Raw genomic sequence first — 26,019 nt, 5'->3', positions numbered from 1 at the left:
GCCCCTCCTCTCTTCCTCAAATAGAAAAATGCTTTGGTCTAGTCTCTACACCAAAGCTATTTATTGAATAAACGAATGATATTGGTGATAATCCGGGTTTCGCTCAAGCGCTTCTTGACAATCTTCACATATCGTCTTTACGTGTAAATCCCCATTATCCATATAAGAAATCATATCGTTTCTTTCATCGTTTGTTAAGTGGTTAAAGCCTAACTGTTCACTGTTTACATAAGAATGGTCAAGACTTCCGACTTTAACGCCGCAATGCCGGCAATAATAATGTAAAGCCATAAAGGAACCTCCATACCGAGTCTTTTTAAAACTAGTATGTTCCGTTCCCGTTTGCCTTATACCTTTGCATTAAATTCATTCATAACTTCTAAAAAAGGTTTTTCCAAAGAAGCTTCACAGGCCTTGGCCGATTGTCTGACGGCCTCTTGTATCGCCGGCTCTTCTTCATCTGTAAAAGCGCCAAGCACATAGTCGACGATTTTCATGCCGTTGACCGGACGTCCGATTCCGATTCTGATCCGGTTAAACTCCGTTGTTCCCAGATGCTGAATCATCGATTTGATGCCGTTATGGCCTCCTGCGCTTCCTTTCGTCCTCAAACGGATTCTTCCGGTTGGAAGATCCAAGTCATCGTAAATCACTTTCAAATTGTCAACAGGGATCTCATAATAGTCCAAAAGCGGCCTCAAACATTCTCCCGATAAATTCATATATGTAAGCGGCTTAACAAGTAGAACCTTTTTGCCGGAAACAAATCCGATTCCGTATTGACCGTTGAACTTTGTTTTATCAAGCGGAATGTTCCACTCTTTTGAGAGCTCGTCGATTGTCATAAATCCTACATTATGTCTCGTATTTTCATATGTTTTACCCGGATTGCCCAATCCTGCAAACACAAGCATTATTCTATATCCTCCCTTAAGCAAAACCCTGCCTCAGCATACTGAGGGGGAGCATCCTAATTTCCCCTCATTCTAGCACAAAAGACGTAACCGCGGGAGGATTACGTCTTGCGTATTTATTCTTCTTTTTCCTCTTCAGTTCCTTTTTCTGGTTCCTCAACGTCTTGAGCGGCTGATTCGGCTTCCGTTTCTTCCTGCTTTTGAGGAGGAAGAATGGATGCAACAACTTCATCAGGCTCATGGTTGTATGAATAATCGCCTTTAGACGGAATATCGCCGACGGTTAGAACATCGTTGACTTCGAGACTGGAAATATCGACCTCGATCGTTTGCGGAATGTTCTTCGGCTTCGCTGTGACAGACAGCTCGTAAAGCGGCTGCTGAAGAACACCGCCCTGTTTAATGCCCTCTGCTTCACCCGTAAGGTTTACAGGAACCGTCGCCTCCATTTCCGCTTCCATATCAACCACTTTAAAATCAGCATGTACGATTGAATCTTTTAATGGATCCGTCTGCAGCTCAGTCACCATAACAGAGTGCTGGTCTCCGTTTACATCCAAGTTGATAATCGTATTTTTGCCCTCAGCGCGCAAGATTTTTAAAAGCTCGATACTGTCTAACGCAACGGATTTGTTTTCCAGGTTTCTTCCGTAAATGACACCCGGCACATACCCGGATTGCCGGATCTTCCTTAAAGAAGACCGTCTGGAATCCGTTCTTTCTTCCGCTTTTAAAATTGCCATGTTCAGCACCATCCTATCGTTAGATTGGTCTTTCTAAAACCATACCCATAACGACAAAACTTTAAACCAGAATCAGCAAATTAATCGAACAGGAAGCTGACAGATTGTTTTTCATGCACACGAATAATCGCTTCTGCCAGAAGCGGTGCAACAGAAAGCTGCTTGAACTTCGCGATTTTCTTTTCTTCAGGAAGCTCAATGCTGTTGGTCACAACGAGCTCTTTAATTTTCGAATTGTCGATTCTTTCGATTGCCGGACCGGAAAGAACCGGGTGTGTACAGCATGCATACACTTCCTCTGCGCCGCTTTCGACGAGCGCATTGGCCGCTAGCGTAATCGTTCCTGCCGTATCAATAATATCATCAATTAAAATGGCAGTTTTCCCTTCAATATGTCCGATGATATTCATAACCTCGGCTACATTCGGCTTAGGTCGGCGTTTATCGATAATCGCAATCGGCGCTTTCAAGCGGTCTGCCAATTTCCGGGCACGCGTCACACCGCCGTGGTCAGGGGACACGATCACGACATCCTTGAAATTTTTCTCTTCAAAATAATTACCTAAAATCGGAACACCCATTAAATGATCGATCGGTATATCAAAGAAACCTTGGATTTGCGGCGCGTGAAGATCAAGTGCAATCACACGGGTAGCTCCGGCGGTTTCCAGCAGGTTTGCCACCAGTTTTGCTGTGATCGGCTCACGGGAACGGGCTTTACGGTCCTGACGGGCATAGCCGTAGTAAGGCATCACGATATTAATCGTTTTCGCAGACGCGCGTTTCAGCGCATCCACCATAATCAAAAGCTCCATAATATGCTCGTTCACCGGTGCGCTTGTCGATTGGATGACATAGCAGTCGCAGCCGCGGATGCTTTCTTCAATATTAATTTGGACCTCACCGTCGCTAAAGCGTTTAACAGAACTCTTTCCCAGCTCAACTCCGACGGCATCTGCGATTTCCTTCGCAAGACCCGGATTTGAGTTTAAAGAAAAAATCTTCAAATTGTCGTCTTCATATTTAGACATGGTAAACCTCCGATTTAGGATTATTTTTTGTGTATGTTCTCAGCGTAGTCTTCTTTGTTGACTTGTCTTGCTCTGGCAATAGACAAAGCCCTGCCTGGTACATCGTCGGTAATCGTTGAACCCGCAGCTACGTATGCGCCTTCGCCGATTGTCACCGGAGCGACCAAATTGGAGTTGCAGCCGATAAATGCCCCATTTTCAATCTTCGTTTTGAACTTATGTTTCCCATCATAATTTACGGTAATCGACCCGCAGCCAAGATTGACATCCGTTCCGATTTCCGCGTCCCCTATGTAGCTTAAATGAGATGCTTTGCTGCGATCACCAAATTCCGATTTTTTCACTTCGACGAAATTCCCGATCCTTACCTCATTGCCGATCTTTGAATCGGGTCTGATATGAGCAAACGGTCCAATCGTAACATCGTCACCGACTTCACTGTTCACGACAACGGACTGCTTAATAACCGTTCTGCTGCCGATCGTACTGTTTTCCAGTTCGCTGTTCTGTCCGATGACCGTATCCTCACCGATGACAACCCGCCCTTTAATAACGGTGCCGGGATAAATCACGGTATCCCTGCCGATGACGGCTTCCGGTGAAATATATGTGTTGTCGGGGTCGATTAAGCTGACGCCGTTTCGCATGTGGCGTTTATTGATCCGCTGCTTCATATAGATTTCGGCTTGTGAAAGGGCGACTCTGTCATTGACTCCGAGCGTTTCCTGGAAGTTGCCAGTCTGATAAGCGGCTACAGTTTCACCTTGATTTTTCAAGATCTCAATGACATCCGGAAGATAATATTCCCCTTGTACGTTGTCATTGGAAACCTGCTCGATCGTTTGAAAAAGAGCTTCGTTGTCAAAACAATAAGTTCCTGTGTTAATTTCTTTGACAAGTCTTTCCTCGTCTGTTGCATCTTTATGTTCGACAATTTTTGCAACATCGCCGTTTTCATTGCGAATAATCCGTCCGTAGCCTGTCGGATCCTCCGCTACAGCGGTTAAAATCGTCACCTTTGCTGCTTTTTTCTGATGCTCCGTGAGCATGGCTTCCATCGTTTCGGCAGTTAAAAGCGGGGTATCTCCGCAAATGACGATTGTCGTTCCTTTTTCGCTTCCAAGAATCGACTTGGCCTGCTTAACGGCATGGGCTGTTCCGAGCTGTTCAGCCTGCAGGGCATATTCGCTTTTTTCCCCGAGCTGTTTTTTGACATCTTCCGCACCATGTCCAACTATTGTGACAAGTTTTTCTAATGATAGCTTGCAAGCTTCATCGACAACATGCTCGACCATAGGTTTTCCGCAAACCGGATGAAGAACTTTATAAAGCTTTGATTTCATTCTTGTTCCTTGACCAGCTGCTAACACAACTGCAAACCGCTTATCCATGTATTGGCCTCCATTATCCCTATTATCCATAGAAAAATATATCCTAAATATGAGTTGATTTCAAGCAAGCCAAAATGAGAAATCGGGAAATCAAGACAGCATATTCTGGATATTCAGAGTATATTTAGGATTCACTGATCAGGGAGACAAATTGATTCCTTCGGGATGGGATTCTCAAAACGTCATATGTTTTACCTTCTGTTACTGTTATACGCAATCACCAACCATATATTGTCATTTTATTATGATAAGATTATTTTTTTCAAAACAAAAAGGGCTTATCCATAAGCCCTTCTTTTTTTAAGAAGCTCCAGCTTCTTCATATTCTATTTCCTCAACGTCACCCAAACGATGATATTCATTTAACACCGCGTCCTGAATTTTTCCGCGGGTGCTTGAGTTGATTGGATGAGCGATATCACGAAATTCTCCATCAGGTGTACGCTTACTTGGCATCGCAACGAAAAGACCATTGTTTCCATCAATTACACGAATATCATGCACTACAAATTCGTGATCCAGCGTGATGGATGCAATCGCTCTCATGCGACCATCGGTATTCACGCGGCGTAATCTTACGTCGGTAACTTCCACAGTAGTTCACCACCTTTTCCCAATATAAAAACATTAGTGTAACTATTCAACGGTTTTTTTTGTTTTCCTGCATAATTAAAAATATTTTTGTAATATTGGGATAAAAAAACACTGAATTGACAAATTTTCCAAACAAAAAAGATGATTTTGAGATCAAAACCATCTTTTCGGCGTTTTTTCTATTTCACTAATGCGATGACTTCTATTTCAACGAGCGCGTCTTTCGGCAGCCTTGCCACCTCAACGCATGATCTCGCCGGTTTGTGGGTATCGAAGTACTGGCCGTAAACTTCATTCACCTCTGTAAACTGATTCATGTCCGCCAAAAACACGGTTGCTTTGACGACAGTCTCCAGAGAGGCGTTCGCTTCTTTCAGCACGGCTTTTAAATTGCGGAAAACTTGATGCGTCTGTTCTGTGATGTCTCCAGTCACCATTTCACCCGACGGGGTCAGCGGAATTTGCCCTGAACTGTAAAACATATTATTGACAACAATTCCTTGTGAATACGGTCCGATCGCCGCCGGTGCTTCTTTTGTCTGAACAACCTTTGTCATCTCAAACTCCCCATTTCCTATTCATTGTCTGCAAAAAAACGCTGAAAGTTTCCGTTTTGTATTTCCACCTTTTTTTCCTTCATATCAATTTCAGAAAGAGTCAAAAGGGACATATACTCATCGACCAGCCGCTCCTTGACTCCCTGAGCCTCGACAAGAACACCGATGCCCGCTACATGGGCATTGAATTCCTCGAGAAGATTGATCATACCGTTGATCGTTCCTCCCGCTTTCATAAAGTCGTCTATAATCAAAACACGCGAGCCCGTCTGCAAGTTGCGTTTTGCAAGAGACATCGTCTGAATGCGGTTGGAAGATCCAGACACATAGTTAATGCTAACCGTTGAACCTTCAGTTACCTTATTGTCTTTTCTGACGACCACCGTCGGCACATCAAGGTAGCTGGCTACTGCATATGCCAGAGGAATACCTTTTGTCGCCACCGTCATCACGACATCGATCTCCCTGTCTGAAAAAGCTGAAGCAAAAATCTTGCCGGCCTTCGTTAATACAGAGGGCTTGCCAAGGATATCGGTTAAATACAAATATCCGCCGGGCAATATCCGTTCCGAATCGATCAATGACTCACCGAGCGACTTTACAAATTCCTCCGCTTCATCGCGTTTTACCTTTGGAATGTATTTAACGCCGCCTGCTGCTCCCGGCACGGTCTGAAGCGTCCCGATTCCCTGCTGCTCGAAGGTCTGCTTAATAATGGTTAAATCTTCACTAATGGATGATTTAGCAGATTGATACCGTTCTGAAAAGAAGGTTAATGGCACTAAGACATGCGGATGGGTCAACAAATAATTTGTCAGATCCACCAATCTGCCGCTTCGACGAAACTTCATGCACTTACCTCCAAAATCCGAATATTTTTAAAAATAATATAACTTAACATACGGATTTAATCAAGTTCATTTTGTTCTCCGATCATCCGCACCGCATAAACTTGATCGCAAAACCCTCTTAATCCGTTATAGATTCTTTGTACTTTTGATTCGTATTGAACCAATCCGAACACGGTGGGGCCGCTCCCGCTCATCAGCACAGCATCGGCGCCGAACCGCTTCATTTGATTTTTGATCATCGCGACTTCGGGATGCATATTCAATGTAACAGATTCGAGAACATTGCCGAGTTTGTCGCACATTTTTTGAAAGTTCTTCTCTTCGATCGCAGAAATCATACCTTGAACATCCGGATGTTCAATCTCGTCGACTTTCAGCTGCCTGTACACTTCTGCAGTTGATACGCCGATCGTCGGCTTTGCCAGCACAACCCAGCAGTGCGGCGGAGTCTCGATATGACGGATTTTCTCTCCCCTTCCCGTTGCAAGAGCCGTTCCTCCATGTACGCAAAAGGAGACATCAGATCCGATCTCAGCGCCAAGCTCAGCCAGTTCATTCATCGAAAGCTTCAAATCCCACAGCCGGTTCAGCCCTCTGAACACGGCAGCCGCATCGCTGCTTCCCCCCGCAAGCCCCGCAGCAACGGGAATCACTTTCGTAATAAATATAGAAACACCTTTTTTAATGCCGTATCGTTCTTTCATGAGCATTGCAGCCTGATAAGCAAGGTTTCGCTGATCGTCGGGAACAAAGCGGTTATGCGACGAAACCGTTACTTTATCTTCTGCCAGCTCGGTTAATTCAATCCGATCCGCCAAATCAATTGTCGTCATGACCATCTCTACTTCATGATACCCATCTGGACGTTTGCGGCGAACGTCGAGCGACAAATTAATTTTAGCCGGCGCCTTCTCTAAAATACGCAATCCATTCACCTACTTCTCCATCTAAACATAAGTATCCACATTGTAACATATTTTGAAGTACAGGACGTACAAATGCATGCGTTGCGGCAGGACGCCGCGACTTTAGCATGCGATCATCCCTCGCAAGTACAAATGCATGCGTTGCGGCAGGACGCCGCGATCTTAGCATGCGGTCATTTCTTGCAAGTACAAATGCATGCGCCCGCGCAGGACGCCGCGACTTTAGCATGCGGTCATCCCTCGCAAGTACAAATGCATGCGCCCGTGCAGGACGTCGCGACTTTAGCATGCGGTCCTTCCCTGCAAGTACAAATGCATGCGCCCGTGCAGGACGTCGCGGCTTTAGCATGCGGCCATTTCGGCAGATCGCGATTGCCCTCTGCCGTGAATCCTCAAGGCGCTTGCAGCACCTGGTCGGCTGAAAACGGATCAATGAAAAAAACGGAGGACAGAAGCGCCCTCCGTATGTCACTGTTTTAATGATTTTGCTGATTTTGAGCCATATGCTGTTCGGCTAATTCAATGGCCCTCTTCACCATGTTACCGGCGTCTCTGGCCCGAATTCCGCCCCAGCCCTCGGTTTTTACCGTGTCGTAAAATCCAAGATCCTTAGCCAATTCATTTTTGAATTCCTCTGACATGATGCTTCGACGTCTGCCCATGCGAAACAGCCCCTTTCAAGTATCATACCATCCGTCTGACTCATCATAAAACAAGTGACATGTATTAGCTTTGCTCGATTTGTGCAGAACTTCCCCGAAAAATTCTGGATAAAAAAAGGCAAAACAAAAAGCAGCAAACATAAAGTCCACTGCTTATTAAAGGGCTACTGAGCTGGTTTTATCATCAGAAAATCTCAATTCAACCGTCTCAGTAAGAATATCCGCATAACTGTATGAAACTCTTTCAAACGAATTCTCGTCTTGGTCTAGTTGTATCACAAAAACAGAAGGGTACGTCTCAGCTAAAATGCCCGAACGCTCAATCGTTTTTCGGCGGCCACCGTTTGCTTTTAACGTCAGCCTTTTTCCCAAATGTCCATCAAGCGATCTTTTAATATCGGACAACGTTTTCGCCATTGCATCCACCTCACTATATTCAGTATACACCAGAAGCCCATTTTTGTCAAATAAAATTTAAATTATATCAACGTTCATAAGCCTCTGTCAATAAAATATTTGTGACAAATTATACGCCGACTTTCCCTTATTTTCCTCATTTTTCGTTTCATTATGTATGTTTTTTAAAAAAAAGGTAAAAAACATTCGGCTGCATGGCAAAAACCCGCCATCCGGCGGGCTCGTTTAATCGTTTTCTTTTGTTTTATATGGCATTCCGATTCGCAATACGCCGCGCGTCTCAATGCCTCCGAGTCCCTTTTCTCTCGTCAGTGTGTTTCTGAGCACTTCCCAGACGTTAATGCGGTCCATAAACGGAGTGAAGCTGATTTTCGCGACGATATAGACCGGATCAAGCGCATGGATGTTGACTCTTGACGGAGAGCTTGCAAAATTTGCACCGGCTCTGATCAGTGATTCAAAATGGGACTGGCATGCGCCGGCAAAAATGACAAGCTGATCAAGATGGGGAATTTTTTTTCTCGCTTTTTGAACGGTTTCGATAAAATCTTTTGAATGCCTGTAGGCATCCAGATTGTTAATATCACCCTTCTGCTTAGAATAGGCATCGTGTCCGGTGATGACGAGAAGATCCGGGCGGTACTCATCGATCAGTTCCTCAATGACCGATGACATTTTCTTTTCATAACAATGAATACCGTATACAGGAACCCCGATCTTTTCATAGAGCGCCAGACATTTTTTTAAATAAGCCGAATCCCCGTCTAAATGAAGGACTCTTCCGGGCATATGAAAGTATTGCTGTTGATTGTTATATTGGTTTGTGGCGCGGTACTCATGTTTATTGTGAAGGAGTTTGTAATCCTGGCGGAGAAGATCGAGGGATTCCTTCATTCTCGATTCTTCTTCCTGCTTTCTCATCTGCCGCTCAGCCTCGCGGACGATCTCCAGGTCCGTTAAATGCGCGTCAGCGATTAATCTGACCTCATCTCCGTGCAAAACAGCCACAGGTTCTCCATTTGCCAATTGATCAATTCGTATGATTCGAAATAAAATATCTCTTCGATAAGATTTTCTGACGACCATATCGCCTATTTTAAATTGCATGCTTTTCACTCCACACATAGACTAAGCCCCATCCTGATGAATATAAAGCAATGAAAAGTAAAGGTGCTTCTTTAGCCTATGTGCCCGCCCTTCAAGTGGTGAACGGATGACAAGCCTGATCAGGCTTAAAGCCCGGCTTCAAATAAAAAAAGCCCTCCATTAAAGAAGGACTGCTTTCAAGCGGTCAGATATGACGGCGAACTCTTCAATGCTCAGCGATTCCCCGCGTCGCTTTCCGTCGATTTGTGAATCCTGAAGCGCTCTTTCAATTTCTGATTTCTTCTCTTTGCCATTCGGCAGGTTGTTAACAAGGTTGTTGAAAAGCGTTTTTCGGCGCTGTGCAAAGCTTGATTTTACGACTTGAAAGAAAAAGGCTTCATCTTGAACCGCGACAGCCGGTTCCCCCCTCAGCGTCAGCCTGATGACCGCAGAATCCACGTTAGGCTGAGGGACAAATACAGTCTTTGGCACATTCATGACCGTTTTGGCTTCCGTATAAAACTGAACCGCGATAGAAAGTGACCCGTATTCCTTTGTAGAAGGTTTCGCAGCCATTCGGTCCGCCACCTCTTTTTGAAGCATGACGACGATCCCTTTCAGCGGCAGATTTTCTTCTAAAAGCTTCATAATGATGGGAGTCGTGACGTAATACGGGAGGTTGGCGACAACCATCACCTCATCGCAGTCTTGAAACTGCTCGTCCATTACCGCCCGGACATCGGCTTTCAGGACATCCTGGTGAATGACAGTCACATTATCATACGGAGAAAGCGTATCTTTTAAAATCGGCAGGAGCCTTTGGTCGATTTCGAAGGCCGTCACTTTCTTCGCACGCTTTGCCAGCTGCTCGGTTAATGCCCCGATCCCCGGACCGATTTCAATCACGCCGGTACGCTCCGTCACCCCGGCATGGTCGACAATTCTGTCCAATATGTTCGTGTCAATCAAGAAGTTCTGCCCCAGGCTTTTTTTGAATGAAAATCCGTATTTATTGAGAATTTCCTTCGTTCTAATTGGGGTGGCGATATCTTTATTCATGCTCTTCCTCCCGCAGCACAACATCCAGTGCGCTTAAATAATCACTCTTTTTGATCTGAAACATTTGCAGCCGCTTTTGAAGCTGTTTCCCATTTGTATAGCCGATATTCAATATCTCGCCGAGCCGCTCCCGCCTTTGTTTTGCCAGAGGGCCTCCGATCAGGCCGGCTTCGATTAAATCCCGAGCCTCAATCTCAGGTTCCGTCGCCTCCATTTCCTCCTGAACGGTTTTTAAGCATTCGCGGATTGCCTCAAGCGAAGCATGTTCAACACCGATTCCGCGCTTATTTTTAGGCTTTGCCAAATGCTTGGGCAAAAATGCATGCTTGCAGCCGGGGACTTTTTCTGCAATCGTTTTTCTGATTTTTTCCCCCGGGAAATCAGGATCGGTTAAAATAATGACCCCACGCGTTTCCTGGGCAAGCCGAATCCGTTTGATGACATCTTCCCCTATGGCAGATCCGTTTGTTTCAATCGTATCAGCATCAACAGCCGATTTGATTTTTGCTGTGTCATCACGGCCTTCGACAACAATGATTTCTTTAATCTTCATTTCTTCCTCCGTATGGTGAAAAACCTTTTATTACATTTTTAAAATGATTGAAACCTTTTTGTAATAAAACCGTCTAATTTATTAGAAAACAAGATGGATCTATTATAACCAAAAAAACAGAGGGCGCAAAATCCCTCTGCTTATATAAGAAGCATAATAAATGATATTTAGTTCAACACCTTGATTTTAACTCTTTTGTTGCCCCAGCGGTAAGCTGTAGACTTACTCGGAAAGAATACATCGATTTTACGGCCTTTGATGGCTGAGCCTGTATCCGCTGCAACCGCGTAGCCATATCCTTCTACATGTACTTTAGAACCCAGCGGAATGACGCTCGGATCGACAGCGATCACTTTAGCGCCCGGATTATTTTTTAAGTTAACGCCGGTCGCAGTGTGGCCAGAGCATCCGTTGCAGCTTGCCGTATAAGCTGTAGAGGATACATAAAATTCTTTTCCTGAGGATTGATTTCCGCGCGATACATTCGCGCTGACTGTAGCCACTGCGGCTTGCTTTGTACCGACAGCGATGATTTTGGCTTTGCTTTCAGCTGCTGTTTCCTCTTTAACCAGTTCTCTGGAAACTTCCTTGCCGTTTTTCATAACAACGGCATAGTGCTTTTTAAGCTTGCCATGTTTACCGTCCTGTACAACTTTTTCTTTCCCCTTTTCAAGTGAATCGTCCTCTTTTTTCCGGACTTCAAAAGGGATGTTCTCTTCCACTACATCGGTGACTTTTTTGATACGAGTAATGTGAATCGCCTGATCTTTTGTCAGCTTTTTATCAAGCGCAGGCTTAACTTCATCATCGCCTTTTATGCTGATCTTATGATGTTTTAAAAAGTCAGCGACCGTAGTCGAAGTCGTCCATATATCTTTATGTTTTCCGGCATCCTTTACGGTTACTTTAAAAGCCCTTTGCAAAGTCAGCTTCATATCTTTCGTTATTTCTTTATCAACTGAGGGTTCAATTTGATCGTGTTCCGCCAACTCTAGATTTAAATCTTTCAGCAGTTTGCCGACAGTACCCGCTGTTGTCCATATTTCTTTTTCCTGTCCGTCGACCGCGAAATGAACAGGTTTTGCGGCAACATACTCAACATTCATGTTCGCCGTTAATTTTGTATCTTCAGCGGGAGAGATGTGATCTTCTTTCCTCGTCTCGATGTCTAAGCTTTTCAGCAGTTCACCTACGGATTCAGCATTCGTGCGAACATCCTGCTTTTTCCCGTTTATCGAAATGGTGACTTGCTGTTTAGCGAGCTCATGTGCTCCGTAAGCAGTTCCGCTTCCTGCGACAAGCAGTCCAGCAGCAATCAGTATCCATCTGCTTTTGCTAAGCTTTACGGAAAACAGCTTTTTCATTTTTTGTATGATGAAAAACGCCTCCTTCTCCTCGGGGAGATTATATAGAGTATCTACAAGCCTGTCAACCCTCCTCTCTATTTCTCCGCAAGCCCGCCATCTCTTTTATTATGGGAAAACCACCTCATAAAAGAAAGAAAGACTTGTCGACAAAGATATCCTATGAGTGCAAACAGACATGTAGAACTTTTTAGAACCGTCCCCCGAAGAGACAAGCTTAAACAAGGCTCGATATCAAATCGTGTCAGCTGATGCCGAAAAGTTTTTTTGCATTTTCTGTGGTGACGGCCGCTATTTCTTCATAAGTCATCCCTTTCAATTCAGCAATCTGTTCGGCGACAAGCTTGACATAGCTTGGTTCATTCCGCTTTCCTCTGTATGGATGCGGCGCTAAATACGGGCAGTCCGTCTCAATTAAAAGTCGGTCATTTGGTATTTGTTTGACCACTTCCTTCGGCTTTTTGGCATTTTTAAATGTGACGGGTCCGCCGAAAGATAGGTAGAAATTCATATTAATGCACTCTTGTGCAATTTCGGCGCTTCCGGTATAACAGTGCATAATTCCGCCGACTTCCTCGGCCCCTTCTTCCCGCAAAATGGAAACGACATCCTCTGTTGCATCACGGTTGTGGATCACAATAGGCAAGCCGATTTCTTTTGCCAAAGCGATCTGTTTTCTGAACACCTCTTTTTGAACGTCCTTCGGCGACTTATCCCAATGATAATCAAGTCCCATTTCACCGATCGCCACAACTTTCTCATGGGCCGAGAGGTCTTTGATCCAAGCCAAATCTTCATCGGTCATATCAATTGCATCAACCGGATGCCACCCGATGGCAGCATAGATAAAATCGTATGCTTCAATCAATTCCATTGCGCGCTTGATCGTCGGACGATCAAACCCCACAACAACAATGTGCTCCACTTTTTCTTCCTTTGCCCGAGCAATGACTTCTTCCAAATCCTCATTAAATTGCTCGGCATTTAAATGTGCATGTGTATCAAATAACATCAAAATGCCACCTTTTTTTAGATATTGTCGAAAAAACAAAAGGTGTTCGACGAAATGTTACACGTGGAACACCCTTTGCCAACATTTATTTGATTCGCGTTCCGTTTGATAATGAACTGTCTACCGCTGCAAGCGACAGAACGCCGTTGTCTTCTCCAGCCAATATCATCCCTTGAGAAAGTTCTCCTCTTAGTTTGACCGGTTTTAAGTTTGTTACACAAATGACTTTCCGGCCGACAAGCTCTTCAGGTTTGTAGTGCTTGGCAATTCCTGAAACGACCTGGCGTTTTTCAAAACCCAAATCAAGCTGAAGCTTTAACAGACGGTCCGCTTTTTTGACGGGTTCGGCATGGATGACTTCAGCCACTCTCAGTTCCGTGCTCATAAAATCGTCGATCGTGATTTCCGGAAGCCTTTCAGTTGCTTTTTCCTCTTGCTTCGGTTCTTCTTTTGAAGCCGTCCCCTGCATTTTCGATTTGATATAAGCGACTTCGTCTTCGGCCTCTAGACGAGGGAACAACGGTTCTCCTTTTTGAACTTTTACCGATTTCAGCTGGCCGAAGCTTTTAATGCTGTCCCAGGTTTTCAATGACGCATCCGTAACCCCGAGCTGTGCAAAAATCTTTTCAGGCGTCTGCGTTAAGAACGGCTGCAGCAATACAGCAGTGATACGCAATGACTCTGCCAAATGGTACATGACCGATTGAAGATCTTTTTCTTTGTCCTTATCTTTTGCCAGTACCCATGGGGCCGTCTCGTCGATGTATTTATTCGTTCTGCTGACAAACTGCCACAATGAAGAAAGCGCTACAGAAAACTCCATATTTTCGATCGCCTGTTCGTACGCTTCAATTGTCTTTTGCGAGAATGATGACAACGTTTCGTCAAAAGCGGTAATCGGGCCTTCGTACGACTGAACCTGGCCGTCAAAGTATTTGTTGACCATGGCGACCGTTCTGTTCACCAGATTGCCTAAATCATTCGCTAAATCATAGTTAATCCGTTCGACAAATCCTTCCGGTGTAAATACGCCGTCAGAACCGAACGGCACTTCGCGAAGAAGATAATAACGCAATGCATCAAGCCCGTATTTGTCGATTAATGTGACTGGATCGACCACATTTCCTTTTGATTTAGACATTTTTCCATCTTTCATCAGCAGCCATCCGTGGGCAAAAACTTTTTTCGGCAGCGGAAGATCCAATGCCATCAGCATAATCGGCCAGTAAATGGTATGGAAACGGACGATCTCTTTACCGACAAGATGAACGTCTGCCGGCCAATATTTTTGATAATTTTCATCGTTTGCCGTATTAAAGCCAAGTGCCGTAATGTAATTAAACAGCGCGTCTATCCAAACATAGATGACATGCTTTGGGTTGCCGGGCACTTTTATTCCCCAGTCGAACGTCGTCCGGGAAACAGCCAAATCTTCAAGACCCGGTTTGATAAAGTTGTTGATCATTTCGTTTTTGCGGGATTCAGGCTGGATGAATTCAGGATTTTCTTCATAGAAAGCGAGCAGCCGGTCCGCGTATTTTCCCATGCGGAAGAAGTAAGATTCCTCTTTGATTAACTCAACGGGATGGCCGCTGTCAGGACTTTTTCCTCCGATCACCTCGCCTTTCTCGTTTCGCTCAACATCAACGAGCTGGGTTTCGGTGTAAAACGTTTCGTCAGGTATGCTGTACCAGCCTTCATATTCGTCAAGATATATATCACCATTGTCAAGCAGCTTCTGAAAAACCTTTTCGATCACGTTTTTATGACGTTCCTCTGTCGTCCGAATGAAGTCGTCATTGGATATGTCGAGCTTTTTCCAAAGCTGCTGAATGTCTTCTGCCGCACGATCGACCAATTCCTGCGGAGTGATATTTTCCTTCTCCGCTGTTTGCTGGATTTTTTGTCCGTGCTCATCTGTACCTGTTAAGTATCTGACATCAAAGCCTCTCAGTCTTTTATACCGAGCCATCGCATCACCGGCAACGGTTGTGTAGGCATGTCCTATATGTAGCTTTCCACTCGGGTAATAAATGGGTGTAGTGATGTAAAACGTATTTTTTTCTTGCGGCATGATGGAACCTCCCAATTAAAATGTCAAAAAACTCCCGCCCAAAGGACGAGAGCGGCATGTGTATTCATTCAGTATATACTCAATATATAATCCCTCTTTATATGATACCATCTTAGCCTTCAAGTTCAAGAAAATATACATTGTCGATCCATCATGAATACGGTCGATTACAAATTTTTTAACAGAAAGAAATATTATACTTCGACAAAAAAATGCTTTCATTGTCGAATAATGTCGTATATAATCGATATGAGAAAAAACCTTAGTTCGAAAGTCTTGATTTAAGGGCTTTTTTTTGATTGATCCTACTGTTTTATCATCTTCATTTCCCTTGTTACATCAGTTCTTCCAAGGTCTTTTGACTATATGATCTAATTTTTACAAACAATAGAAAAGAAAATGATTGACGTTTATTGGAAACCTTGTTATGCTAGGACTGTAAGGATTTTGTCGAATAATGACGAAGATAATAAACACCTATAAAAATAACAATCTTTCGGGAGGAGAATGAATATGAAATCTACAGGTATTGTACGTAAAGTTGATGAGCTAGGACGCGTGGTGATTCCGATCGAACTTCGCCGTACGCTTGGAATCGCGGAAAAAGACGCTCTTGAAATCTATGTAGATGACGAAAAAATCATCTTGAAAAAATATAAACCAAACATGACTTGCCAAGTTACAGGTGAAGTTTCTGATGACAACCTTAAACTTGCAGGCGGTAAATTGGTTCTTAGCCCTGAAGGCGCTGAGCAAATCATTAACGAAATTCAAGCACAACTTCAATCTCAAAAATAATTATATTGATTATACAAAAACCGCTCTTGCCGAAGCAAGGGCGGTTTTTTTAGTTTTGAATATGATAAGCGTCATAAATTTTCCGCTTCGGAACGCCGCGGTCTACCGCGGTTTTTTTAATGGCTTCTTTTGAATGATATCCTTCGCTGATATAATGCTCGACATGTTCTTTTTCTGAAAGGTGCTCCCACCAGAACGATTCTTCGATCGTTTCTTCACGGCTTCCCTCGATTACAAGGCAAAACTCTCCGCGCACCTGTTCCTGTTCAGCCCATGTGAGCGCTTCTTCGATCGAACCTCTGATAAATTCTTCGAATTTTTTCGTGAGTTCCCTTGTCAATGCGATTTGCCGGTTGCCGAATACCTCTCTGATGGCTGACAAGGTTTCTTTCAGCCGATGCGGGGACTCGTAAAAAATCATCGTCTCCTGTCTGTTCTTCAAAGCCTCGAGCTGTTTTTTCCTTTCCCGTTTGTTACGGTCCAAAAAACCGAAAAAGAAAAACGGCTGCGGGGCAATGCCTGAGGCAATCAGTGCGGTCAAAGCGGCATTTGCACCGGGCAAAGGCACGACATAGCCGCCCATTTCGATAAAATCGCGGACGATTTCAGCCCCGGGGTCAGATATTGTCGGCATTCCGGCGTCACTGACCAGCGCGACATTTTTACCTTCTTTCAGCCATTCCAAAATTTTGTGTCCGCTGCTTTCTTTATTGTGTTCATGGTAGCTGACAAGCTGTGTATCGATTTCGTATACATGGCACAATTTCTTCGTCTGTCTCGTATCCTCCGCAGCGATAATGTCCGCCTCTTTTAACACAGAAACCGCTCGAAATGTCATATCCTCCAAATTGCCGATGGGTGTCGGAACGAGATATAACATACCCATGTCTGATTTTTGGTCAAAGCTCTTTTGCCGGTTGATAATCAACACCCTCCCGTCTTTTTTCTTCTATATAACGTTCTTTGTTCTTTCTCGATAATTTTTTAAAATAGTACTCGGCCTGCATCGCCTCTCGCTTCGTTGAAAAGCATTCTGCATAATGGAGTTGAACCGGCAGCCTTGCCCTCGTATACTTCGCGCCTTTCCCGTCATTGTGGGTTTTCAGGCGCTTCTCGATATTGTTTGTATAGCCGGCATACAAGCTGCCGTCCCGGCACGAAAGCACGTAAAAGTAATGGCTACTCGTCTCCATATAAAATCTTCCTTATTTCAGGTGTATATTGATCTTGTTCATCATACACGAATAAAGGAGGCAGAATTTTCAGGTCAGGCCGTCCGTCTTTTATTCCTTCCACTAAAATGGTGTTGGCTTCTTTGCTTTTTTTCGGGTAAACAAATTGGACGCGTTTCGGCTCGATTTGGAAGGCTTTCATCAATTCAAAGATTTCGAGCAGCCTCCCCGGCCGGTGAACGAGAGCAAGTTTGCCGCCCTGCTTTAACAGCTTGCTGCTGACGCGAATGACGTCTTCAAGCGTGCAGTAAATTTCATGTCTGGCAATGGCCAGATGTTCATTTAAGTTTTGCTCTGTTTTTTGCGGCGTCTTGAAATAAGGAGGATTACATGTGACGACATCAGCCTTATTGTATCCGAGCACCTGCGGCATATTGTTCAAGTCGTCCCTGATGAGATGAATCTGTTTTTGCAGATTGTTGTATTCCACGCTGCGGAGGGCCATGTCATACAGCCTTTCCTGAATTTCCACCCCGGTAATGGCGGCTTTTGTGCGGGTGCTGAGAAGCAGCGGAATAATCCCGTTCCCTGTGCACAGATCAATGATGTTTCCTTTTTGTATCGGAACATATGCAAATTTCGACAGCAGAACGGCGTCTAAGGAAAATGCAAAAACTGTCGGGCTTTGCACGATTTTCATATCTTCAGCAAGTAAATAATCCAGTCGTTCATCGTCTTTTAGTTGAATCATGTCTTTTCCCTTTCCTAAACACATTGTACCGTTAAAAAGGCTTCCGTTCCGCCGGAAGCCTTTCTTATTTTTTATTTAAGAACGAGAGGCAGAACAGGCAGTCTCCTTCTTTGCGAACACTTCCGTAATGGATATTGCAAATATGGAAGCCCTCCTGATACAGGCGCGCCAAATTATCATGGCCTTCTCCAATATCAGCATGCCCTGTCTTTTCTGCTTTTATCTCTTTTTCATCGGATTTTGCGTTTTTTAGCCTCTGATCCGTTTCTTCCAGCCTCTTGCGCAAATGCTCGTTTTCAAGCTGTAAATGATTGTTTTCTTCAATCATTTCCCCAATATGCTGCTTGAGATCTCCAAGCTGGCGGTAAAGAGACCCGATTTGTTCTTCTAAACTTATCACTGTATCAAACAATTCTTTTTTATCCAAGGTTTCACACCTCGTTAATCTGTGGTTTGTGCAGATACGACACCTTCTTGCAACAGCTCATCCCACGTATATTCAACGACTTTGTCACAGTCTGTCAATTCGACTTGAAGAATGCGTTCGAGAATATTCAAGCCGACGACTTTTGCCGGGCCGCTGGACGTGGCGATCACTTCCCCGATATCCGGAAGCTGTTCTTTTGCTGTTTCGTATTCATCGTTTTCATATTTCAGACAGCACATCAGCCGTCCGCATAGTCCGGAAATCTTCGTCGGATTCAGCGACAGATTTTGATCCTTTGCCATTTTAATAGACACAGGCTCAAAATCACCTAAAAATGTGGAACAGCAAAGCATTCTTCCGCACGGTCCGATGCCGCCCAGCATCTTCGCTTCATCCCTGACGCCGATTTGCCTCAGTTCGATTCTCGTTTTAAAGATAGATGCCAAATCTTTGACGAGTTCTCTAAAATCGACTCTTCCGTCAGCCGTAAAATAAAAAATGACTTTGTTGCGGTCAAAAGTGAATTCCACATCGACCAGCTTCATCTCAAGGCCGTGCTCGTTAACCTTTTTCTGGCAGACATCAAAGGCGGACAGCGCAGCTTCTTGATTTTCTTCAACGATCAGGCGGTCGCGCTCATCAGCAACTCTGATCACTTTTCTTAAAGGCAGCACGACATCGTTCTCGTCTACTTTCTTGTTGGCGATGACAACCTGCCCGTATTCAACACCGCGAACCGTTTCGACGATCACACAGCTGTCTTTATCTATCTGAAATCCGTTCGGATCGAAATAATATATTTTGCCCGCTTTTTTAAAGCGGACACCAATAACGTTGTACAAGCTTATCCCTCCTGCAGCATTAAAACCAAGTGCTCCATTAATCCTTGAGCATTCACATTGGAATAAAGCCGTTTTTTTGCTTCTAAAACAGCAAGTATCTGGTTTGTCACTCTTTGTTGTGTTGTTTGCAGCGCATGCTGTTTTAATGATTGGAATAAGTCCTGAAATAGTATTTTATCTTCATGTCCCAACTGAATGGACAACACGTCGCGATATATAAATAAAAGCATATCAAGACCCATTTCTTGATGGTCTTTCTCCTTGAAAAAGGGCATCCACTGATCTTGAATATAGAAAAAAGCATGTCCTTTTCGCTGGTGTAAGACTTCATACAATTTTATCACTTTCGCTCGCGACTCTGCAAACTGATCATTTCGACTCAATTCGAGCGCTTCCGATAAATTATTTGTCATATTCGACAAAAGGGCTGCCATATTCGGTAAGACCTCTTGTTTGATCAGTTCTTTTTCAATTGATTCGGGCTGCAACGACTGAAAGGATAAAACCTGGCATCTCGATATGATCGTATCGAGCAATTTTTGCGGCTGTTCCGTTAAAAGAACAGCGATTGTATCGCTGCTCGGCTCCTCTAAAAACTTCAGAAGGCTGTTCGCCGCATTGACCGTCATTTGATCCGCATGGGAGATAATGTACAGCTTTTTATGCGATTCCAAACCGGTCTTTGAAAACTCTTCCTGAAGCGCCTGAATTTGTCCCTTTTTAATGGAAAGTCCGTCCGGATGCACAACGTGAACGTCCGGATGGTTTCCTGATTCAATCCGCTGGCAGTTCCTGCACGACTCACATGGCTCCGCTCCGTCTTCAAGGCAAAAAAAGCTTTTTGCGAGAAGGGTTGCTGCGTCTAATTTGCCCGTCCCTTTGCGCCCTTCAAATAAATAGGCGTGGGCGAGCCGGTTTCTTTCTATACTATTTTGCAAAAGCTTCATGACACGTGGCTGAAGCTTCTGCATTTCTGTCCAGGTTGTAGCCATACCATCACTCTCTATGTGTAAAGGTTTATCAGTAAACCCTTGATTTCGCCAATGCGTTCTAAAAGTTCGATAGAGGATTTTTCTTGGTCCATCAGATCCTCTGTTAATTGCACAAGCTTTTCGTCCAGTTCTTTTACAATGCTCAATGTCCTGCTGTTTCCGTACAGATCGAAGCTTCTTGAATTCTCCACCGTCAGACCGTTTTCAACGGTCTCTTTTACAAATCGTTTGATCAAGCCTTTGAACCTGGCCAAATCTTTGAAGTTTCTCGACTTTGACAGGCGTTTTCCGAACGCTTCAATATCTGTTAAAAGCATTGTCAGCTGTTCAACTCGAAGCTTGCCGCTTTGTATATTCATCTTCTCTTTAAATGAAGCAGAAACGTTTTCTCCTCTTGCAGGCGGAGTCTGTTGTTTCTCTATCATTGTACGCAGTTCTTGACTTATTTTCATATCCTCAACCCTTAAAATTGATGGAATTGCTCGATCGGCAGTACAAAAACTGTTGCTCCGCCCACTTCAACCTCAACGGGATAAGGAACATATGAATCGGCATTTCCGCCCATTGGAGAAACAGGGGCAATCAGCTGATCGCGCTTGCTTCCGTTTTCTTTTATCAAGCTTAAAGCTTTGTCTACTCGAATATCATCTACACCCAACATGAAGGTTGTGTTTCCCGATTTCAGAAAGCCGCCGGTTGACGCCAGTTTAGTCACGCGAAAATTGTGATCGGTCAAAGCCTTTAAAAGCCGGTTGCTGTCTTGGTCTTGAACAACAGCGATAATTAACTTCATTTGAAAAGCCCCCTTTTGGATGGAAACACTTAAGGATACTCTTGCTACCATTATAACAATGAATGGTAAACAGGTCACAACTGATTTTCTTTTAATGCTTCCTCAATGATGTTATTTACCCTTTTTAACACATGTTCAACATTCTGACTGGCATCCACGATCCGAAATCGGCCCGGAAACCGGTTCATAACTTCTTCATAGCCTTTTTGAACAAGCTGATGAAAATGGAGTTTTTCCAGATCAAGCCGGTTCTTTTCTCTGGCATGATTTAAATTGATCCGCTTCATTCCCTCTTTCGGGTCGATGTCGAAATAAATCGTCATATTCGGCATCATACTGCCGATCGCAAATTGATTAACAGAAAATACTTCATCAATGCCAAGTCCCCTGGCATACCCCTGATAAGCAAGCGAGCTGTCGATGAACCGGTCGCATAAGACGATTTTTCCTTCTTCAAGCGCCGGTTTTACTTTTTCGACAAGGTGCTGCCTTCTGGCGGCTGCATATAATAAGGCTTCTGTTTTCGGGTCCATAGCCGTATGACTTGGATTTAAAATAACCTCGCGAATTCGTTCAGATATTTCAATGCCGCCCGGTTCTCTTGTCGCAAGAACAGAATAGCCGTTTTTCGTCAATTGGTCTGCCGCAGCCTGAAGGATTGTCGTTTTCCCCGCACCTTCAGGCCCTTCAAAAGTAATAAATAATCCGTTCATGATTTCTCCTCTTCTATATATACAGTTAATTGCTTTTGTTTGAGCTGATTGCTGCCCTGAATGTGTACATTCAGATCGACGAGCCGCGTCAGCAGGCTGATCGTCTCTTTTGTTATTCTCTCACCCGCCATGATCAACGGAATACCCGGAGGGTAAGGTATGACCGGTTCTGCGCTTATTCTGCCCGCGGCTTCCGCAAAAGGCACCGATTCTTTTTTAAAGGCTGACAACTTGCTTTTCCGGTAAGGCAAAGCTGTGACTTTTTCAGAAGGGATTCCGATTCCGGCAGGATGATCGTGTTGAACAGCTGTATCTTTGATTTCTTTGCCGATTGTGCTGATCAGTTCCGGCGCAGGCTTATTTTTTCCTTCAAGCGGCAGGACCAGCAGGACTTGCCTTTCATCTGCCAATTCAGGATGGATGCCGTTTGCTTCAAATATGGATTTCAGTTCAAAACCGGAGTGGCCATACGCTGATCTGACAGACAGCTTAAGCGGATCTTGCTGGATACCGGCATCAGCCGGCTCGACGATCTCGGCTCCGTTCATTTGAGAAAAGACTTCTCTCGTGTTGATGAGCTCTTTCTCAATATCGGCTGTTCGATTTGTTTTCATGATATCTTCGGCGTATGCCCTGGCTATATCCAAAGATGCCATGATTGGGTAGGAAGGACTGCTGCTTTGAAGCACGGAGAGATAGTATGCCAGTCTGTCCCTGTTGATCCTGCCGCTGTTAAGATGCAGATAAGACCCCATCGTCATCGCCGGGAGCGTTTTATGCGCAGACTGAACGACAACATCGGCGCCCGCTTTCAGCGACGACTGGGGAAATGGATGGCCCAGCACAAAATGAGCGCCGTGAGCCTCGTCGACTAGAACGGGAATGTCATGTTGATGGGCCTCTTCTATGATCGGCTTCAGATCAACAGCATGTCCGTAGTAATTGGGATATGTCAACACGATTCCATTAGCGTGCGGATATTGTGAAATTGCATCTTTTGCCGTTTCGTACAGTATATGTGTGGGAACGGCCATCGCCTCATCAATTTCCGGCGTCAAAAAAACCGGATGGGCGCCTGAAAGTTCAATCGCATGAAATACAGACTTATGGCAGTTCCGCTGAACGAGTATCGTGTCGCCCGGCTGACAAACAGCCAGGATCATCGCCAGATTCCCGACGGTCGAACCATTGACGAGAAAAAAACTTTCTTCCGCGCCGTAAAGCCGCGAAACTAAATCCTGCGCTTCTTTGATGACGCCTGATGGCTCATGCAAATCATCCAGACCCGTCAGTTCAGTCAGATCGACTTTGAGAATCGTTTTGAAAAAAGTTTTCGCTTCATCAAAAAAGACATCTCCATTGTGATGTCCCGGAACGTGAAAAGAATAATGATGTCCTTCAGCATGGTTCACCAATGCTGTATATAAAGGTGTCTTCATATAAACCGATCCTTTAGTCATCTTCTCTATTTTCTTCGTCACCTGCGTGACGGTATGACATTCTGCATTTATTATACCCTTCAAGGCGGATTACATAAAGGGCGGACGTTTTGGTAAATGTTTATCTTGCTTATGATAAACGGTTTTGGTTTTCTTTCATGTCCAGCAGCTTAGCCTTGAGACCATCTTCCATTGCCCTTATTTCTTCTTCTGCCTGAACGCGCTTGGAACGGCCTTCTTCTTGAATTTTAAGCGTCTCCTCAAGTGTTCCGATCAGATTGTCCTGCACTTGTTTCAATGTTTCGATATCGATAAAACCGCGCTCATTTTCCTTGGCCGTTTCGATCGTGTTGGCTTTCAGCATCTCGGCATTTTTCAAGAGCAGTTCGTTTGTAGTGGCTGACACCTGTTTTTGAGCTTCTACGGCTCGGCGCTGCCTCAACAGAGTGAGCGCAATAGCAACCTGATTTTTCCAAAGGGGAATTGCTGTCATAATCGAAGATTGGATCTTTTCCGCCAGCACTTGATTTGTATGTTGGATCAAACGGATTTGCGGGGCGCTCTGCAACGTAATTTGTCTGCTCAATGTTAAATCATAAACCCGCTTTTCCAGCCGGTCGGCAAACTGAATCATATCGTTTACATCCTGCACGGCCATATGATGATGTTCTGTTTTCGATTTCTCTTTTAATTCAGGAATGGTTTGATGTTTTAACTCTTCAAGCTTCAGCTGGCCGGCTGCAATATAGACATTCAGCGCTTCATAATATTCTTTATTTTTTTCATACAGCCGTTCGAGCATCTTATTATCATTGATCAGCGCGCTTTTGGAATGCTCAAGTTTTACGCTGATTCTGTCTATTTGGGCGCCGGTTTTTTGATACCTTGATAAGACTTCTTGAACAGAATGGGATACTCTTCCGAAAAAACGGGAAAAGAAGTTCCTTTTTTCAGTTTTCAATTCATCAGGGCTGACCTGTTCAAGCTTTTTCATTAGGTCGCTTAAGACCTGCCCAATTTCACCGATATCTTTTTTTTGGACGTGCTCAAGCATCTCGTGTGAAAAATTCAAGAGCTTGGATTGAGCTTGCGTTCCATACAGAGTCATGCTGTCATGTTGTTTTGGATCGATCTGTTCGGCCAGTTGGAATGCCTGCCGGCGTTTTTCTTCGGATAACGTATCGACCAGATTTACTTGCTGGCCGCTGTGTTCTTCCTCCATGCCGGTGACAGACTTTTCTCCTTGTCCAAAAGGATCGGAAAGCAAATCATCAATTTCAAGCTGTACGCCAGTTTTGTGTAACGATGGTTTATATTCGCTCATTTTCAGCTTTCCTCCATCAGCCTTTTTTCATTGAATGCTTCGCGACGTCCAGTTCAAACTCCAAGTGATCAATGTCTGTTTTCAGCAAGTCATAAAGGTCGTCTTCCAATTGCTTGGCAAGCTTATCGATCATCATACGCGTTTCGCTTAAAGAAACTTCAAGCTTCGCATTACGCTTTGGCTGTGACGCCAAAAACGCATGCTTTTCCGTCAGTTCAACAATTGAATCAAGACTTTGATAATAAAAGCGTTCAACCTGGTAAAAACGCTTTGGTTCGTTCTTTGTGATGCTGTAAATTTTTCTGACGATACGAAGGATTTCTATATTTTGTTTAATCGTTTGAATGTTTTTGACTGCGAATAAGGCTTTCCTTAACCGGGCGATTTTCAGCTTAGCTTCCCGCAGATTCTGCTTTATATAGGCATATTCCCGCCGTGTAAGCTGGTTTTCTTTTAAAAACAAATAGGTTCCGTACCATTTCCCGCCAAGATAAACGGCAACCCAGGTTCCTGCTGCATAAGCGGAAGATAGCAGAAAAGTCTGGTTAAGCGCGAAGAAGCTGGTGAACCAAAGGAGCACGGACAATGCACTTGCAGCAGTTGCACGAAGCATAAAATGAAGAATCGGTTTCATTACACCACTACTCCTAATATATAAATTTCTTTTTTATGATAAAGCGGTCGTTTCTTTATACTACTTTCTAATACGGATATCAGCTAAACAAAGTTTCAGCTCGAAAATCGTGTGTATAGCAAAAAAGACACCTTAACCGTGTCTTCATCACTTTCATTATACCTTTCATCCATACAGACTAAAAGGCTAAAAAAAAAGACCTGAAACGGTCTAAGAATATAATGGCGGCGTCCGGAGACTCTTTAATTTTTTGACATAGTCAGAGTACTCGGGGTCTGATGTTGATGTAGATATAATCTTTTTCTCACAATCCGAACATAAAAATTTCGTATAAAGGTGAATGCCTTCGGTTTTATTTTCCTCGCAAATGATACACGTTTCCCCATGATTAGACTTACTCATCCATTCCACCTCCATGGGTTTCAGTATTCCCAAAGAACAACATTTGTATACAAAATTAAGAATGTTTTTGAAGGTTAGATTAGTATATGTAGCCGGGAAGTGTTAGGTGTTTGTATCAATGAAGTTCCGACAAAAAAGACCAGCTTATATAAGCTGGTCTTTTTTAAGTGCTTGGCGGCGTCCTACTCTCACAGGGGGAAGCCCCCAACTACCATCGGCGCTGAAGAGCTTAACTTCCGTGTTCGGCATGGGAACGGGTGTGACCTCTTCGCTATCGCCACCAAACTATTTGCCTTCAGGACGAAGGTACTGGGCGTTCCTCACAGGATGTGAGGGCCTTTAGCCGAGTGTCCTTGCCTTTGGCTTTCTGAGAGGTGTTCTCTCAAAACTAGATAACGGTCAGACAATTCACAAAAATATTTAGGTTAAGTCCTCGATCGATTAGTATCTGTCAGCTCCATGTGTCGCCACACTTCCACCTCAGACCTATCAACCTGA

General features: G+C 44.2%; 30 protein-coding genes, 1 rRNA gene and 1 pseudogene. 1 reads left to right on the top strand and 31 read right to left on the bottom strand.

The genetic code is table 11. The annotated features are described in order from the left end of the window. Positions 1-60: 60 nt before the first annotated feature. The 17 genes and pseudogenes from fin to metG form a co-directional block, all read right to left on the bottom strand. Positions 61-291 carry an anti-sigma-F factor Fin gene (gene fin, locus MST20_RS20510; protein ID WP_003178210.1) on the bottom strand — a complete coding sequence of 77 codons (231 nt, stop codon included), beginning with the start codon at positions 289-291 and terminating at the stop codon, positions 61-63. A gap of 56 nt (positions 292-347) precedes the next feature. Further along, positions 348-914 (bottom strand): aminoacyl-tRNA hydrolase, encoded by a 567-nt coding sequence (gene pth, locus MST20_RS20505; protein ID WP_025809572.1) that lies wholly within the window; start codon positions 912-914, stop codon positions 348-350. Positions 915-1,030: 116 nt separating this feature from the next. Next, on the bottom strand, positions 1,031-1,657 hold the full coding sequence (locus MST20_RS20500; protein ID WP_243944470.1) for a 50S ribosomal protein L25/general stress protein Ctc: 627 nt from the start codon (positions 1,655-1,657) through the stop codon (positions 1,031-1,033). An 80-nt stretch (positions 1,658-1,737) separates the two neighbouring features. Further along, positions 1,738-2,688, bottom strand: coding sequence for a ribose-phosphate diphosphokinase (locus tag MST20_RS20495; protein ID WP_043926224.1), 951 nt, complete (start codon positions 2,686-2,688; stop codon positions 1,738-1,740). Between the two features lie 20 nt (positions 2,689-2,708). Next, positions 2,709-4,079: a bifunctional UDP-N-acetylglucosamine diphosphorylase/glucosamine-1-phosphate N-acetyltransferase GlmU gene (glmU, locus tag MST20_RS20490; protein WP_243944468.1), complete on the bottom strand. Its 1,371-nt coding sequence runs from the start codon at positions 4,077-4,079 to the stop codon at positions 2,709-2,711. A gap of 300 nt (positions 4,080-4,379) precedes the next feature. After that, a complete protein-coding gene (spoVG, locus tag MST20_RS20485) occupies positions 4,380-4,673 on the bottom strand; it encodes a septation regulator SpoVG (RefSeq protein WP_003178198.1) in 294 nt (97 codons plus the stop codon). Between the two features lie 179 nt (positions 4,674-4,852). Further along, the gene (ridA, locus tag MST20_RS20480; RefSeq protein WP_243944467.1) at positions 4,853-5,230 is read right to left on the bottom strand and encodes a 2-iminobutanoate/2-iminopropanoate deaminase; all 378 of its coding nucleotides are present in this window, start codon (positions 5,228-5,230) and stop codon (positions 4,853-4,855) included. Further along, positions 5,228-6,081 (bottom strand): annotated as a pseudogene (purR, locus tag MST20_RS20475) (pur operon repressor); the annotation flags it as partial. The pseudogene purR and the gene ridA, both read right to left, overlap by 3 nt. A 56-nt stretch (positions 6,082-6,137) precedes the next feature. Beyond that, the gene (ispE, locus tag MST20_RS20470; protein ID WP_165428598.1) at positions 6,138-7,007 is read right to left on the bottom strand and encodes a 4-(cytidine 5'-diphospho)-2-C-methyl-D-erythritol kinase; all 870 of its coding nucleotides are present in this window, start codon (positions 7,005-7,007) and stop codon (positions 6,138-6,140) included. A gap of 476 nt (positions 7,008-7,483) precedes the next feature. Beyond that, positions 7,484-7,669 carry a small, acid-soluble spore protein, alpha/beta type gene (locus MST20_RS20465; RefSeq protein ID WP_003178189.1) on the bottom strand — a complete coding sequence of 62 codons (186 nt, stop codon included), beginning with the start codon at positions 7,667-7,669 and terminating at the stop codon, positions 7,484-7,486. Positions 7,670-7,825: 156 nt separating this feature from the next. After that, positions 7,826-8,086, bottom strand: coding sequence for a biofilm formation stimulator Veg (gene veg / locus MST20_RS20460; RefSeq protein ID WP_003178187.1), 261 nt, complete (start codon positions 8,084-8,086; stop codon positions 7,826-7,828). Between the two features lie 225 nt (positions 8,087-8,311). Continuing rightward, on the bottom strand, positions 8,312-9,193 hold the full coding sequence (gene yabG / locus MST20_RS20455) for a sporulation peptidase YabG (protein WP_243944466.1): 882 nt from the start codon (positions 9,191-9,193) through the stop codon (positions 8,312-8,314). 159 nt (positions 9,194-9,352) lie between these two features. Further along, entirely contained in the window at positions 9,353-10,231 is an 879-nt protein-coding gene (rsmA, locus tag MST20_RS20450; protein WP_243944464.1) for a 16S rRNA (adenine(1518)-N(6)/adenine(1519)-N(6))-dimethyltransferase RsmA, read from the bottom strand. Next, positions 10,224-10,784, bottom strand: coding sequence for a ribonuclease M5 (rnmV, locus tag MST20_RS20445; RefSeq protein WP_020449802.1), 561 nt, complete (start codon positions 10,782-10,784; stop codon positions 10,224-10,226). Before rnmV ends, rsmA begins: the two co-directional genes overlap by 8 nt. 167 nt (positions 10,785-10,951) lie before the next feature. Beyond that, positions 10,952-12,148: a G5 and 3D domain-containing protein gene (locus tag MST20_RS20440; RefSeq protein ID WP_243944463.1), complete on the bottom strand. Its 1,197-nt coding sequence runs from the start codon at positions 12,146-12,148 to the stop codon at positions 10,952-10,954. A gap of 244 nt (positions 12,149-12,392) precedes the next feature. Then, positions 12,393-13,160: a TatD family hydrolase gene (locus tag MST20_RS20435; RefSeq protein ID WP_243944462.1), complete on the bottom strand. Its 768-nt coding sequence runs from the start codon at positions 13,158-13,160 to the stop codon at positions 12,393-12,395. A gap of 85 nt (positions 13,161-13,245) precedes the next feature. Then, positions 13,246-15,234: a methionine--tRNA ligase gene (metG, locus tag MST20_RS20430; protein ID WP_243944461.1), complete on the bottom strand. Its 1,989-nt coding sequence runs from the start codon at positions 15,232-15,234 to the stop codon at positions 13,246-13,248. A 507-nt stretch (positions 15,235-15,741) separates the two neighbouring features. On the opposite strand from metG, the gene MST20_RS20425 reads away from it, so the two are divergent. Beyond that, complete coding sequence (locus MST20_RS20425; protein ID WP_085959887.1) at positions 15,742-16,032, top strand: AbrB/MazE/SpoVT family DNA-binding domain-containing protein; 291 nt, start codon at positions 15,742-15,744, stop codon at positions 16,030-16,032. Between the two features lie 49 nt (positions 16,033-16,081). Here the strand turns inward: MST20_RS20425 and rsmI are convergent, their stop codons facing one another. From rsmI to rrf, 14 genes are all read right to left on the bottom strand, one after another. Continuing rightward, complete coding sequence (gene rsmI, locus MST20_RS20420; RefSeq protein WP_243944503.1) at positions 16,082-16,957, bottom strand: 16S rRNA (cytidine(1402)-2'-O)-methyltransferase; 876 nt, start codon at positions 16,955-16,957, stop codon at positions 16,082-16,084. Further along, positions 16,932-17,225, bottom strand: a complete 294-nt coding sequence (locus MST20_RS20415; RefSeq protein WP_075752584.1) for a GIY-YIG nuclease family protein — start codon at positions 17,223-17,225, stop codon at positions 16,932-16,934. Before MST20_RS20415 ends, rsmI begins: the two co-directional genes overlap by 26 nt. Next, a complete protein-coding gene (locus tag MST20_RS20410; RefSeq protein WP_243944460.1) occupies positions 17,212-17,955 on the bottom strand; it encodes a tRNA1(Val) (adenine(37)-N6)-methyltransferase in 744 nt (247 codons plus the stop codon). The genes MST20_RS20415 and MST20_RS20410 overlap by 14 nt, the downstream gene beginning before the upstream one ends. A 64-nt stretch (positions 17,956-18,019) precedes the next feature. Further along, positions 18,020-18,382 (bottom strand): DNA replication initiation control protein YabA, encoded by a 363-nt coding sequence (gene yabA / locus MST20_RS20405; protein ID WP_020449795.1) that lies wholly within the window; start codon positions 18,380-18,382, stop codon positions 18,020-18,022. Positions 18,383-18,396: 14 nt separating this feature from the next. Next, positions 18,397-19,224: a competence/sporulation regulator complex protein RicT gene (gene ricT / locus MST20_RS20400; RefSeq protein WP_003178162.1), complete on the bottom strand. Its 828-nt coding sequence runs from the start codon at positions 19,222-19,224 to the stop codon at positions 18,397-18,399. Positions 19,225-19,226: 2 nt separating this feature from the next. After that, the gene (gene holB, locus MST20_RS20395; RefSeq protein WP_243944459.1) at positions 19,227-20,216 is read right to left on the bottom strand and encodes a DNA polymerase III subunit delta'; all 990 of its coding nucleotides are present in this window, start codon (positions 20,214-20,216) and stop codon (positions 19,227-19,229) included. An 11-nt stretch (positions 20,217-20,227) separates the two neighbouring features. Beyond that, positions 20,228-20,668, bottom strand: a complete 441-nt coding sequence (locus MST20_RS20390) for a YaaR family protein (RefSeq protein WP_003178158.1) — start codon at positions 20,666-20,668, stop codon at positions 20,228-20,230. An 11-nt stretch (positions 20,669-20,679) separates the two neighbouring features. Continuing rightward, on the bottom strand, positions 20,680-21,009 hold the full coding sequence (locus MST20_RS20385; RefSeq protein WP_003178156.1) for a cyclic-di-AMP receptor: 330 nt from the start codon (positions 21,007-21,009) through the stop codon (positions 20,680-20,682). A 74-nt stretch (positions 21,010-21,083) separates the two neighbouring features. Continuing rightward, a complete protein-coding gene (gene tmk, locus MST20_RS20380; RefSeq protein WP_243944458.1) occupies positions 21,084-21,722 on the bottom strand; it encodes a dTMP kinase in 639 nt (212 codons plus the stop codon). After that, on the bottom strand, positions 21,719-23,161 hold the full coding sequence (locus MST20_RS20375; RefSeq protein WP_243944457.1) for an aminotransferase class I/II-fold pyridoxal phosphate-dependent enzyme: 1,443 nt from the start codon (positions 23,159-23,161) through the stop codon (positions 21,719-21,721). The genes tmk and MST20_RS20375 overlap by 4 nt, the downstream gene beginning before the upstream one ends. 130 nt (positions 23,162-23,291) lie before the next feature. Then, the gene (locus MST20_RS20370; RefSeq protein ID WP_243944455.1) at positions 23,292-24,485 is read right to left on the bottom strand and encodes a toxic anion resistance protein; all 1,194 of its coding nucleotides are present in this window, start codon (positions 24,483-24,485) and stop codon (positions 23,292-23,294) included. 16 nt (positions 24,486-24,501) lie between these two features. Then, positions 24,502-25,119, bottom strand: coding sequence for a 5-bromo-4-chloroindolyl phosphate hydrolysis family protein (locus MST20_RS20365; protein ID WP_075752576.1), 618 nt, complete (start codon positions 25,117-25,119; stop codon positions 24,502-24,504). Between the two features lie 210 nt (positions 25,120-25,329). Then, the gene (locus tag MST20_RS20360) at positions 25,330-25,521 is read right to left on the bottom strand and encodes a sigma factor G inhibitor Gin (protein WP_020449787.1); all 192 of its coding nucleotides are present in this window, start codon (positions 25,519-25,521) and stop codon (positions 25,330-25,332) included. A 169-nt stretch (positions 25,522-25,690) separates the two neighbouring features. Beyond that, positions 25,691-25,806 (bottom strand): 5S ribosomal RNA (gene rrf, locus MST20_RS20355). Positions 25,807-26,019: the final 213 nt, after the last annotated feature.

The sequence above is a fragment of the Bacillus sp. B19-2 genome (genome assembly GCF_022832475.1).
Lineage (GTDB): Bacteria > Bacillota > Bacilli > Bacillales > Bacillaceae > Bacillus > Bacillus paralicheniformis.
This window is presented reverse-complemented; position numbering and strand designations above follow the sequence as displayed.